This window comes from Streptomyces sp. NRRL B-1140, assembly GCF_001280065.1.
Classification (GTDB): Bacteria; Actinomycetota; Actinomycetes; order Streptomycetales; family Streptomycetaceae; genus Streptomyces.
On record NZ_LGEA01000148.1, the window covers coordinates 161294 to 173339 of the forward strand.

Consider the following 12046-nt stretch of genomic DNA (forward strand, 5'->3'; position numbering starts at 1 on the left):
CGACCGTCCGAAAGAAGATGATCACTGTGTCCGAAGCGACCGCGCACGCGGGAGCACTCAAGCGTCTGTCCGACGAGGGCGTGTCGATCTGGCTCGACGACCTGTCGCGCCGGCGGATCGAGTCCGGCGGCCTGGCCGAACTCGTCGCCACGAGGAATGTCGTCGGCGTCACCACCAACCCGTCCATCTTCCAGGCCGCCATCGGCTCCGGCGCCGGCTACGAGGAGCAGCTCGCCGACCTGGCGGTACGCGGCGTGACGGTCGACGAGGCCGTCCGGATGATGACGACCGCCGACGTCCGGGCCGCCGCCGACGTCCTGCGCCCGGTGTACGACGCCACCGGGGGCCGGGACGGCCGGGTCTCCATCGAGGTCGACCCGCGCCTCGCCCACGACACCCGGGCGACCGTCGCCGAGGCCCGGCAGCTGGCCTGGCTGGTGGACCGCCCCAACGTGATGATCAAGATCCCGGCGACGCGGGCGGGCCTGCCCGCGATCATGGAAGTCGTCGGGGCGGGTATCAGTGTCAACGTGACGCTGATCTTCTCGCTGGAGCGGTACCGCGAGGTGATGGACGCCTATCTGGCGGGGCTGGAGAAGGCGCAGGCGGCAGGCCTGGACCTCTCCGCGATTCACTCGGTCGCCTCGTTCTTCGTCTCCCGTGTGGACGCCGAGATCGACAAGCGGCTGACGCTGCTGGGCACCCCGGAGGCCCTCGACCTGAAGGGCCGGGCCGCCCTGGCCAACGCGCGGCTCGCCTACGAGGCGTACGAGCAGGTCTTCGCCGGGGCGCGCTGGCAGGCGCTGGGCGGGGCCCGCGCGAACCGGCAGCGCCCCCTTTGGGCCTCCACCGGTGTGAAGGACCCTGCCTACAAGGACACCCTGTACGTGGACGAGCTGGTCGCCCCCGGCACGGTCAACACCATGCCGGAGGCCACGCTGAACGCCGTCGCCGACCACGGCGACGTCCAGGGCGACACCGTCTCCGGCGGTTACGCCCAGGCTCGTGCGGACCTGGCGGCCGTCGAACGGCTGGGCATTGCATACGACGAGGTGGTGCGGCAACTGGAGGACGAGGGAGTGGCCAAGTTCGAGGTGGCCTGGCAGGAGCTGCTGGACGCGGTCACCAAGTCCTTGAACAGCGAGGGAGTTGACGCCGAATGAGCGAGGGCATCGAGGGCATCCCCCAGACGGCCGAGCAGGAGACCAAGGGGACCAAGGAGGAGAAGGAGGCCCTGGCCGCGCAGGAGGCGGCGGGGGTCGAACAGAGCGGGGTGAGCGGTCGCGCCCCCCGTACGGAGCACGCCGACATCCACTTCGAGAACCCCCTGCGCGACGCACGCGACCGCCGTCTGCCCAAGATCGCGGGACCGTCCGGCCTCGTCATCTTCGGCGTCACCGGCGACCTGTCCCGCAAGAAGCTGATGCCGGCGGTGTACGACCTGGCCAACCGGGGTCTGCTGCCGCCGGGCTTCTCCCTGGTGGGCTTCGCCCGCCGGGACTGGGAGGACCAGGACTTCGCGCAGGTCGTGCACGACGCGGTCCGCGAGCACGCCCGGACCCCGTTCCGCGAGGAGGTCTGGCAGCAGCTCGCCGAGGGCATGCGGTTCATCCCCGGCGACTTCGACGACGACACGGCGTTCAAGCAGCTGCGCTCCGCGGTCGAGGAGCTGGACGCCTCCCGGGGCACCAGCGGCAACTACGCCTTCTACCTGTCGGTGCCGCCGAAGTTCTTCCCCAAGGTCGTCCAGCAGCTGAAGAAGCACAAGCTGGCGAGCGCCCCCGAGGGTTCCTGGCGGCGCGCGGTCATCGAGAAGCCGTTCGGGCACGACCTGACGTCGGCCGAGGAGCTCAACCGCATCGTGCACGACGTGTTCGATCCGGAGCAGGTCTTCCGCATCGACCACTACCTCGGCAAGGAGACCGTCCAGAACCTCCTGGCGCTGCGCTTCGCCAACCAGATGTTCGAGCCGATCTGGAACCGGTCGTACGTCGACCACGTGCAGATCACGATGGCGGAGGACATCGGCATCGGTGGCCGGGCCGGGTACTACGACGGCATCGGCGCCGCCCGGGACGTCATTCAGAACCACCTGCTCCAGCTCATGGCGCTCACCGCGATGGAGGAACCGGCCGCCTTCGACGCCCCCTCGCTGCTCACCGAGAAGCTGAAGGTCCTCAAGGCCGTGCGGCTTCCGCAGGACCTCGGGGCGAACACCGTGCGCGGGCAGTACGCGGCAGCCTGGCAGGGCGGCGCGAAGGTGCGCGGCTATCTGGAGGAGGACGGCATCGACCCCTCCTCCACGACCGACACCTACGCCGCGATCAGGCTCCAGGTGGACAACCGCCGCTGGGCCGGCGTCCCCTTCTACCTGCGTACCGGCAAGCGCCTCGGCCGCCGGGTGACGGAGATCGCGGTGGTCTTCCAGCGGGCCCCGCACTCCCCCTTCGACTCCACCGCCACCGAGGAGCTCGGCTCCAACGCGATCGTCATCCGCGTCCAGCCGGACGAGGGCATGACGGTCCGCTTCGGCTCGAAGGTGCCCGGGACGTCGATGGAGATCCGGGACGTCACGATGGACTTCGCCTACGGCGAGTCCTTCACCGAATCGAGCCCCGAGGCGTACGAACGGCTGATCCTTGACGTGCTCCTGGGCGACGCCAACCTGTTCCCCCGTCACCAGGAAGTGGAAGAGTCCTGGAAGATCCTCGACCCGATCGAGCAGTACTGGGCCACGCACGGCAGGCCCGCGCAGTACGCCTCGGGCAGCTGGGGACCCGAGGAAGCCGACGAGATGCTCGCACGAGACGGACGGAGCTGGCGCAGGCCATGAAGATCGACCTGACCGACACCACGGCAAGCAAGATCAACAAGGCGCTGGTGCAGGGCCGCCGCGCCATCGGCACGCCCGCCGTGGGCATGGTCCTGACGATGGTGATCGTCACGGACGAGGAGAACGCCTACGACGCGATCAAGGCGGCCGAGGAGGCCTCGCACGAGCACCCCTCGCGCACCCTGGTCGTCATCAAGCGGCACGCCCGCACCCCCCGCGACCGCCAGTCCTCCCGGCTGGACGCCGAGGTCCGGGTGGGCGCCGACGCGGGCACCGGGGAGACGGTGATCCTCCGGACCTACGGCGAGGTGTCCGAGCACGCCGACTCGGTGGTGCTGCCGCTGCTGCTGCCGGACGCGCCGGTGGTGGTGTGGTGGCCGGTGGACGCCCCCGAAGTGCCCTCGAAGGACCCGCTCGGCGCGCTGGCCCAGCGGCGGATCACCGACCTGTACGCCGTCGAGAACCCGCTGGAGACGCTCCAGGCCCGGGTCCGCGCCTACGCGCCCGGTGACACCGACCTGGCCTGGACCCGGCTGACGCCCTGGCGTTCGATGCTGGCCGCTGCCCTGGACCAGGCCCGGGCGCGGATCGTCTCGGCGGCGGTGGAGGCCGAGGCGGAGAACCCGGCCGCCGAGCTGCTGGCCCGCTGGCTGGAGGCGCGGCTGCACGTACGGGTGGACCGCGTGGTCACCGCCGGGCCGGTCGTGACCGCCGTGCGCCTGGGCACCGAGCACGGCGAGATCGTCATCGACCGCCCCGAGGGGCCGCTGGCCACGCTGACCCTGCCGGGCCAGCCCTCGCGCACCCTCGCGCTGAAGGTCCGCGCGACCTCCGAGCTGATCGCCGAGGAGCTGCGGCGCCTCGACGCGGACGAGATGTACGCCATCGCCCTGAACGGCGAGGCGACCGAGGAGACCCCTGCTCATGTCTGACTCCCCCCTGCTCACACGGCGGCCCGAGTGGACCGCACTGGAGGACCACCGCAGGGACGCCCTGCCGCAGCCGGACCTGCGCGAGCTGTTCGACACGGACCCGGGGCGCGCCGAGCGCATGGTCGTCCGGGTGGGCGACCTGCGGATCGACTACTCCAAGCACCTGGTCACCGACGAGACACTGGCCCTGCTGCAGGAGCTGGCCGCGGCCACCGACGTGTTCGGGCTGCGGGACGCCATGTTCCGCGGAGAGAAGATCAACACCACCGAGAACCGGGCCGTGCTGCACACCGCGCTGCGCGCCCCGCGGGACGCCGTGATCGAGGTCGACGGCGAGAACGTCGTCCCGGCCGTGCACGCCGTGCTCGACAAGATGGCCGCCTTCGCTGACCGGGTGCGCTCCGGGGAGTGGACCGGCCACACCGGCAGGCGCATCCGCAACGTCGTCAACATCGGCATCGGCGGCTCCGACCTCGGCCCGGCGATGGCCTACGAGGCGCTGCGTCCGTTCACCGACCGGGATCTGACGTTCCGCTTCGTGTCGAACGTGGACGGCTCGGACCTGCACGAGGCGGTGCGCGACCTGGACCCGGCGGAGACGCTGTTCATCGTCGCGTCCAAGACGTTCACCACGATCGAGACGATCACCAACGCCACCTCCGCGCGTTCCTGGCTGCTGAAGGGCCTGGGCGGCGACGAGAAGGCGGTGGCGAAGCACTTCGTCGCGCTGTCGACCAACGCGGAGAAGGTCGCCGGCTTCGGCATCGACGTCGACAACATGTTCGAGTTCTGGGACTGGGTCGGCGGCCGCTACTCGTACGACTCCGCGATCGGCCTGTCCCTGATGATCGCGATCGGCCCGGACCGCTTCCGGGAGATGCTCGACGGCTTCCGCATCGTCGACGAGCACTTCCGCAACGCCCCCGCCGAGGCCAACGCCCCGCTCCTGCTGGGCCTGCTGGGCATCTGGTACGGCAACTTCCACGACGCCCAGTCGCACGCCGTCCTGCCCTACAGCCACTACCTGTCGAAGTTCACCGCCTACCTCCAGCAGCTCGACATGGAGTCCAACGGCAAGTCGGTCGACCGCGACGGCAACCCGGTGGAGTGGCAGACCGGGCCGGTGGTGTGGGGCACGCCCGGCACCAACGGGCAGCACGCCTACTACCAGTTGATCCACCAGGGCACCAAGCTCATCCCCGCCGACCTGATCGGCTTCGCCCGGCCCGTCGCCGAGTTGAGCGACGAGCTGAAGGCGCAGCACGACCTGCTGATGGCCAACCTGTTCGCGCAGGGGCAGGCTCTCGCCTTCGGCAAGACCGCCGAGGAGGTGCGCGCGGAGGGCGTGCCCGAGGAGCAGGTGCCGCACCGCACCTTCCGGGGCAACCACCCCACCACGACGATCCTGGCCACCGAACTGACCCCGTCGGTCCTCGGCCAGCTGATCGCCCTCTATGAGCACAAGGTGTTCGTGCAGGGCGCCGTGTGGAACATCGACTCCTTCGACCAGTGGGGCGTCGAACTCGGCAAGGTGCTCGCCAAGCGCGTCGAGCCCGCCCTGACCGAGGGCGCCGACGTCCCCGGTCTCGACCCGTCCACGGCCGCCCTGGTGGCCGCCTACCGCAAACTTCGGGAAGTGAACTGACATGCAGATCGGTCTTGTGGGTCTCGGCAAGATGGGCGGCAACATGCGCGAGCGCCTGCGCAACGCCGGCCACACCGTCATCGGTTACGACACCGATCCCGAGAAGTCGGACGCGAGCAGCCTGGCCGACCTCGTCAACCAGCTGGAAGCGCCTCGCACGGTCTGGGTCATGGTCCCGGCCGGCGAGCCCACCCAGCACGTCATCGACCAGCTCGCGGGCCTGCTGAAGCCCTACGACACGGTGGTCGACGGCGGCAACTCCCGCTGGACGGACGACGAGAAGCACGCCGAGGAGCTGGCCAAGCGCGGCATCGGCTTCGTCGACGCGGGCGTCTCCGGCGGCGTGTGGGGCCTGAAGAACGGCTACGCCCTGATGGTCGGCGGAGAGAAGGAGACCGTCGACCGGCTGCTGCCGATCTTCGAGGCGCTCAAGCCGGAGGGCCCGTACGGCTACGTCCACGCGGGCAAAGTCGGGGCCGGGCACTTCGCCAAGATGGTCCACAACGGCATCGAGTACGCGATGATGCAGGCCTACGCCGAGGGCTGGGAGCTGCTGGAGGCCGTGGACTCGGTGGACAACGTCCGTGAGGTGTTCCGCTCCTGGCAGCAGGGCACCGTCATCCGCTCCTGGCTGCTCGATCTGGCGGTCGACGCGCTGGACGAGGACGAGCACCTGGAGGAACTGCGGGGTTACGCCCAGGACTCCGGTGAGGGACGCTGGACGGTGGAGGCCGCGATCGACAACTCCGTGCCGCTGCCCGCGATCACCGCCTCCCTCTTCTCCCGGTTCGCCTCCCGGCAGGACGACTCGCCGCAGATGAAGATGATCGCGGCGCTGCGCAACCAGTTCGGCGGCCACGCCGTCGAGTCCGCGAAGAAGGCGTAGGACGTGGGTGATCTGCTGCTGGTCCGCCACGGCGAGACGGAGTGGAGCCGGAGCGGACAGCACACCAGCTTCACCGACCTGCCCCTCACCCCGCACGGTGAGGAGCAGGCCGCCTCGCTCGCCCCGCTCCTCGCGGACCGCTCCTTCGCGCTGGTCCTCACCAGCCCGCTCGGCCGCGCGGTGCGCACCGCCGAGCTCGCGGGCCTGACCGGGACCGTGCGGGACGCGGACCTGCACGAGTGGCACTACGGCGCCTACGAGGGCGTCACCACCGAGGAGATCCACCGCACCCGCCCCGACTGGGACCTGTGGACCGACGGGGGCCCGCCCGGCCCCGACGGCGAGCCTGGCGAGTCCCCCGAGGAGGTCGGTGAACGGGCCGACCGGGTGCTGGCCCGGGCGGAGAAGTCACTGCCCGACGGGGACGTGATGCTGGTGGCGCACGGCCACTTCCTCCGTGTACTGACGGCCCGCCGGCTGGGCCTGTCCCCGGCGGAGGGACGGCTGTTCCGGCTGGAGACCGGGACGGTGTGCCGGCTGTCGGCCGAGCACGGCCGGCCGGTGATCGCGGAGTGGAACACCCGGGCGTAACGAGCCCCGGCCGGAGGTGAGTTGACACCTCCGGCCGGGCACGTCAGAGTCCCGGCTGATGGAGATCGACGACATGACGCCCGCCGAGGAGCGGGTGTGGCGCGCCTTCCCGCGGGGGCAGGACGTGGACTTCCGGGAGTCGGCGGACGAGGACCCGGCCCAGGGCGCGGACTGGGGACCCGAACGGACCGTACGGGCGGCCGTGGTGCGGGCACTGCTGCTGAGCGCGCCGCAGGAGGAGGGGGAGACCGCCGCCCTCCGGCTGGCCGGCGCGCGGATCACCGGGGTGCTGAACCTCCAGTACGCCGGCATCGACCACGCCGTGCGTCTCAGCGACTGCTTCTTCGAGGACGTACCCGTGCTGTACGCGGCGCGGCCGCGCCAGCTGAACCTGCGCGGCTCGGTCCTGCCCGGCCTGGACGCCGCCACCCTGCGCGTGGACGGTGTGCTGCGCATGTCGGACTGCCGGTTCGGCGGGCCCGTGCGGCTCGGCGGTGCGCAGATCTCGGGCGCGCTGTTCCTGGACGGGGCCGACATCGGCGAACCGCCGGCCGGTCAGCCGGCACTCCAGCTCAACCATGTGACCATCGGGGACGGTCTGTCGGCGCCGAGGCTGCGCACGCACGGCGAGATACGGCTGTCGGGCGCGACCGTGGCCGGCACGATCGACCTCAACGGGGCGCGCCTGAAAGCCGGTGCCGGCGCGGTCGCCCTCGACGCGGAGACCCTCACGGTGGAGGGCGACGTCAGGATGCGCGAGGCGGACGTGCTGGGCTGGATCGGCCTGCGTGGCGCCCGCATAGCGGGCCGTCTCGACCTGTCGCACGCACGCCTGGCCAATCCGGGGGACGCGGCGCTGCGGGCCAGCAGCTGCACCGTCGGCGAACTCTGGCTGCGTGGGGGGTCTCGGGTGGAGGGCACCCTCAACCTCCGCCGCGCCCAGATGGACGTGCTGTTCCTGGAGCCGGAGGTGGTTCCCGACGAGGTCCTGCTCAACAGCCTCGTCTACACCTCCCTCACCCCGCACGAGCCGGCCGAGCGACGGCTGACGATGCTGGAACGGGACGGCGAGGGGTACGTCCCGCACGCCTACGAGCAGTTGACCGCCGCCTACCGCAGGATCGGCGACGACCCCGCCGCCCGCCTCGTCCAGCTCGCCAAACAGCGCCGCAGGCGCGCCACCCTGCCCTGGTACGGCAGGCTGTGGGGTCATGTGCAGGACGCCACCGTCGGCTACGGCTTCCGCCCCCTGCGGGCCGCGGGCTGGCTGGTGTCGTTGCTGACGGCGGGCTCACTCGTCTACGCGCTGCACCATCCGGCGCCGCTGAAGCCGGGCGAGGCACCGCCGTTCAACCCGGTCTTCTACACCCTCGACCTGCTGCTTCCGGTCATCTCCTTCGGGCAGGAGGCCGCCTTCGCCCCCACCGGCGGCTACCAGTGGCTCTCCTACTCCCTCGTGCTCATGGGCTGGATCCTCGCCACCACCGTCGTCACCGGCATCACCCGGACCGTCAGCCGCCAGTGAGGGCCCGCGCCGTGTGCTGCGCGGCGAGCCGCACCGGGGCGTTGGCGGCGCCGTAGCCCCGGTAGCCGCCGCCGGCACCGTCACGCTGGACCAGTTCGAAGAAGACGCGTCCGACGGTGCGGGTGTAGCAGTGGCGGAAGACGCCGTGGGCGTCGCGGTCGTAGAGGATGCCGAGCTCACGGTAGGTCTCCAGCTCACCGTCGGCGAACTCGAAGCGGGCGGCGAGGTCGTCGAAGTAGTTCGCGGGCACCGGTAGCAGGCTGCCGCCCGCCTCCCGGAACCGGCGGGCCGCGGCGACCACGTCGTCGGTGGCCAGGGCGATGTGCTGGGCGTGGACGGTGTCGTCGGTGGGCGCGGCGCCGACGGTGAGGGCGATCCGCACGCTGCCGTCGGAATTGGTGACGGCACGGCTGCGCATCAGCCCGTAGGGGTCGGCGACGTCCACGCTCTCCTGGGCGTGCAGGCCGAGCACGCCCCGGTGGAAGAGGGCCGCCTCGTCGAAGTGGTGCCAGGGCTGAGTGAGGGCGAGGTGGTCGATGCCCCGGATGCCGACCGGTGCCGGGGACAGGCCGGTGTTCTCGAAGTCGGCCCGCCAGTCGGGCAGTTCGGGGCGGCCGGTGGCACAGAAGAACAGTTCCGTGCCGTCGGGGGCGGCCACCGCGTCCAGCGGGGCGTCCTGCGGCGCGCGGCGTCGCGGCAGTACGGGCGCGAGCAGGGCCTCGGCGCGCCCAGCGGCTCCGGCAGGGTCCGGTGACTCCAGCCCGATCGCGGCGAGCCGGGTGCCGTCGCGGCGGACGGCGGTGCCGGTGTTGACCAAGATCCGGGCCTCGCCCTGCTCCCACAAGGCGACGGGCTTGCCGCGATGGCGGGCTGTGCGGGTGAAGCCCAGGGCGCCGAGCAGGGCGGCGAGGGGTTCGGCGTCGGGTGTGACCAGCTCGGCGAAGGCGACGCCGGTGGGAACGACGGGGTCGGGCAGGGGTGCCCTGCCCACCGTCTCCTGGAGGACCAGCAGGGAGCGCCGGGCGTCGACGGCGGTCGGTCCGGCCTCGGCCTGGCGGAAGACGTCGTTGAAGACCTCCAGGGAGAGCGGGCCGTCGTAGCCGGTGGCCAGCACCTGCCGCACCAGCCCCGCCACGTCGAAGCCGCCCTGGCCGGGGAAACAGCGGTAGTGGCGGCTCCACTGCAGGACGTCCATGGCGAGCAGCGGGGCGTCGGCGAGCTGGAGGAAGAAGATCTTCTCGCCGGGGATGTCCGCGATGCCCTTGGGGTCCGAGCCGCGCGAGAGGATGTGGAAGCTGTCCAGGCAGGTGCCGAGCGCGGGGTGACCGGCCGTCTCGACGATGCGCCAGGCGTGGTCGTACGTACTGACGTGCCGCCCCCAGGCGAGCGCCTCGTAGGCGACCCGGATGCCGGACTCCGCCGCCAGGTCGGCGAGCCGGCTCAGCTGCTCCGCGGCGAGGGCGTCGTCGTCCACCGCCTGCGGGGAGACGCTGGAGCAGACGAGGACCGTGTCGGCGCCGAGCCGGCGCATCAGCTCGAACTTGTGCCGGGCCCGCCGCAGGTTCCGGGCGAACTCCGCCTCGGGGACGGCCTCGATGTCGCGCATCGGCTGGTAGAGGTCGATGCTCAGCCCGAGGTCGGCGCAGCGGGCGCGGATGTCCTCGGGGGTGAGGGGGCAGGCCAGCAGGTCGTTCTCGAAGATCTCCACCCCGTCGAAGCCGGCCCGGGCGGCGGCGTCGAGTTTCCCGGTGAGGGAGCCGCTGAGGGAGACGGTGGCGATGGACGTACGCACGTCGGTACCTCTCTCTAGTTCGGAGCTCCGACGGCCCCGGCCAGTTCGGTCAGGTCCGCCAGCATCCGCGCGGCGCCGGGTTCCCGGCCGGTGAACAGGCGGAACGCGTCTGCGGCCTGGAAAGCGGCCATGCCACCACCGTCGAGTGTGGCGCAGCCCAGGGCTCGTGCGGTGCGCAGCAGTTCGGTCTCCAGCGGACGGTAGACCACCTCGGCCACCCACAGGCCGGGGTGGAGCAGCTCGGCGGGCAGGGGCAGGCCGGGGTGGGCGGCCATGCCGGTGGGGGTGGCGTGCACGATGCCGTCGGCCCGGGCGAGCAGCTCGGCCTGCCGGTCCGGCGTGGCAGCGGCCGCCCGGCCCTGGCCGAAGGTCCGGTTCAGGGCTGCGGCGAGGGCCGCGGCCCGCTCGGGCACGGCGTCGACGACGGTGACCCGCCCGGCGCCGAGGGTGAGCGTGGCTTGGGCGACGGCCACTCCCGCGCCTCCGGCGCCCAGCTGCACGACCCGCTCCAGCGGCGCGTCGGGCAGCCCGCGCGCGAAGGACGCGGCGAAGCCGGTGACGTCCGTGTTGTGGCCGACGGCCCGGCCGTCCTCGAAGACGACGGTGTTGACCGCGCCCAGCGCCTCGGCCTGCGGGGCGAGCGCGTCCAGGTGCTCGATGACGAGCTGCTTGCAGGGGTGCGTGATGTTGAGCCCGTCGAAGCCCAGGTCGCGGGCGGCCCGCAGCAGGTCACCGACCCCCGCGGGCGGCACCCCGAGGGTGTCGATGTCGATCAGGCGGTACACCAGGCGCAGGCCCTGGCGGTCGGCCTCCCGCTCGTGCAGCGCCGGGCTGAGTGACGGGCCGATGCCGGAACCGATCAGTCCGACGAGATACGACTCCTTGGGCACGCGCGCCTCCCGAGCGGCTCACTAATGTACGAACCAGTACGTTAGCTATATCAGTCGAGCACGGACTCGGGAAGACCCGACGGGCGAACGGGCCCCTGCTTCTAGAATCACCGGCACCGGCCCCCGAGCCTGAAGGAACCTGATGACCAGCGTCGAAGAACCGGCACGACCCGGCGAGCGCATCCGTGACGCCGTACGCACCCGGGCCGAGATCCTCGACGTCGCCACGCAGGAGTTCGCCCGGGCCGGCTACGACGGGGCCCGGGTCGACGAGATCGCCGCCCGCACCCGCACCACGAAGCGGATGATCTACTACTACTTCGGAGGCAAGGAGCAACTCTTCACAGCGGTGCTGGAACGCGCGTACGGCGTGATCCGGGAGGCCGAGCAGCGGCTGGACGTCGACCATCTGGACCCGGTCGCGGCCATCCGGCGCCTGGCCGAGCTGACCTTCGACCACCACGAGCGGCACCCCGACTTCATCCGCCTGGTCAGCATCGAGAACATCCACGAGGCGCAGCACATCGCCGGCTCCGAGATGCTCGGGAGGATCGGCTCCCCGGCTCTGGACGTGATCCGCCGGATCCTGGCGTCGGGCCAGGAGTCGGGCCTGTTCACGGCCGACGTCGACGCCGTCGACCTGCACGCGATGATCTCCTCCTTCTGCTTCTTCCGGGTCGCCAACCGGCACACCTTCGGCGCCCTGTTCGGCCGCGACCTGCTCGACGGGGCGCAGCGTGCGCACTACCGCGCGATGCTGGGCGACATGGTGATCGCGTACCTGACGGCGGAGCGCACGGCCCCCTGAACGCGCGGCGCGCGACCCCTTGACACCGGCGGCACGCGAGCGCAGCATCACTGGCCATCGCCTACTAACTACCCAGTGGGTTAATTAGCCGCGATCCGGCACGCCCCACTTCTCGCCGTTCTTCTCACTCCGCCTGTGGCGGAG

General features: G+C 71.4%; 10 protein-coding genes. 8 read left to right on the forward strand and 2 right to left on the reverse strand.

Features of this window, described 5'->3' with window-relative positions:
• Positions 1–17: 17 nt before the first annotated feature.
• From tal to ADK65_RS34025, 7 genes are read left to right on the forward strand one after another with little or no spacing between them, the layout of a single operon-like run.
• Positions 18–1163, forward strand: coding sequence for a transaldolase (gene tal / locus ADK65_RS33995; protein ID WP_053675208.1), 1146 nt, complete (start codon positions 18–20; stop codon positions 1161–1163).
• Entirely contained in the window at positions 1160–2833 is a 1674-nt protein-coding gene (gene zwf, locus ADK65_RS34000; protein WP_053675034.1) for a glucose-6-phosphate dehydrogenase, read from the forward strand. The genes tal and zwf overlap by 4 nt, the downstream gene beginning before the upstream one ends.
• The gene (gene opcA, locus ADK65_RS34005; protein ID WP_053675036.1) at positions 2830–3765 is read left to right on the forward strand and encodes a glucose-6-phosphate dehydrogenase assembly protein OpcA; all 936 of its coding nucleotides are present in this window, start codon (positions 2830–2832) and stop codon (positions 3763–3765) included. The genes zwf and opcA overlap by 4 nt, the downstream gene beginning before the upstream one ends.
• Positions 3758–5410 (forward strand): glucose-6-phosphate isomerase, encoded by a 1653-nt coding sequence (gene pgi, locus ADK65_RS34010; protein ID WP_053675038.1) that lies wholly within the window; start codon positions 3758–3760, stop codon positions 5408–5410. Before opcA ends, pgi begins: the two co-directional genes overlap by 8 nt.
• 1 nt (position 5411) lies before the next feature.
• Positions 5412–6296 carry a phosphogluconate dehydrogenase (NAD(+)-dependent, decarboxylating) gene (gene gnd, locus ADK65_RS34015; protein WP_053675039.1) on the forward strand — a complete coding sequence of 295 codons (885 nt, stop codon included), beginning with the start codon at positions 5412–5414 and terminating at the stop codon, positions 6294–6296.
• A gap of 3 nt (positions 6297–6299) precedes the next feature.
• A complete protein-coding gene (locus ADK65_RS34020) occupies positions 6300–6887 on the forward strand; it encodes a histidine phosphatase family protein (RefSeq protein ID WP_053675041.1) in 588 nt (195 codons plus the stop codon).
• Between the two features lie 58 nt (positions 6888–6945).
• Positions 6946–8412: a hypothetical protein gene (locus ADK65_RS34025; RefSeq protein WP_053675043.1), complete on the forward strand. Its 1467-nt coding sequence runs from the start codon at positions 6946–6948 to the stop codon at positions 8410–8412.
• Here ADK65_RS34025 and ADK65_RS34030 read toward each other — a convergent pair.
• A complete protein-coding gene (locus ADK65_RS34030) occupies positions 8399–10204 on the reverse strand; it encodes a bifunctional sugar phosphate isomerase/epimerase/4-hydroxyphenylpyruvate dioxygenase family protein (RefSeq protein ID WP_053675045.1) in 1806 nt (601 codons plus the stop codon). The two genes, ADK65_RS34025 and ADK65_RS34030, sit on opposite strands and share 14 nt — an antisense overlap.
• A 14-nt stretch (positions 10205–10218) precedes the next feature.
• A complete protein-coding gene (locus ADK65_RS34035) occupies positions 10219–11094 on the reverse strand; it encodes a shikimate dehydrogenase (RefSeq protein ID WP_053675047.1) in 876 nt (291 codons plus the stop codon).
• A 142-nt stretch (positions 11095–11236) separates the two neighbouring features.
• Between ADK65_RS34035 and ADK65_RS34040 the strand changes: the two genes are divergently transcribed.
• Positions 11237–11902 (forward strand): TetR/AcrR family transcriptional regulator, encoded by a 666-nt coding sequence (locus tag ADK65_RS34040; protein WP_053675049.1) that lies wholly within the window; start codon positions 11237–11239, stop codon positions 11900–11902.
• Positions 11903–12046: the final 144 nt, after the last annotated feature.

Coding starts and splice junctions, on each gene's coding strand:
- tal (WP_053675208.1), top strand. CDS start 18: ATGATCACTGTGTCCGAAGCGACCGCGCACGCGGGAGCACTCAAGCGT.
- zwf (WP_053675034.1), top strand. CDS start 1,160: ATGAGCGAGGGCATCGAGGGCATCCCCCAGACGGCCGAGCAGGAGACC.
- opcA (WP_053675036.1), top strand. CDS start 2,830: ATGAAGATCGACCTGACCGACACCACGGCAAGCAAGATCAACAAGGCG.
- pgi (WP_053675038.1), top strand. CDS start 3,758: ATGTCTGACTCCCCCCTGCTCACACGGCGGCCCGAGTGGACCGCACTG.
- gnd (WP_053675039.1), top strand. CDS start 5,412: ATGCAGATCGGTCTTGTGGGTCTCGGCAAGATGGGCGGCAACATGCGC.
- ADK65_RS34025 (WP_053675043.1), top strand. CDS start 6,946: ATGGAGATCGACGACATGACGCCCGCCGAGGAGCGGGTGTGGCGCGCC.
- ADK65_RS34040 (WP_053675049.1), top strand. CDS start 11,237: ATGACCAGCGTCGAAGAACCGGCACGACCCGGCGAGCGCATCCGTGAC.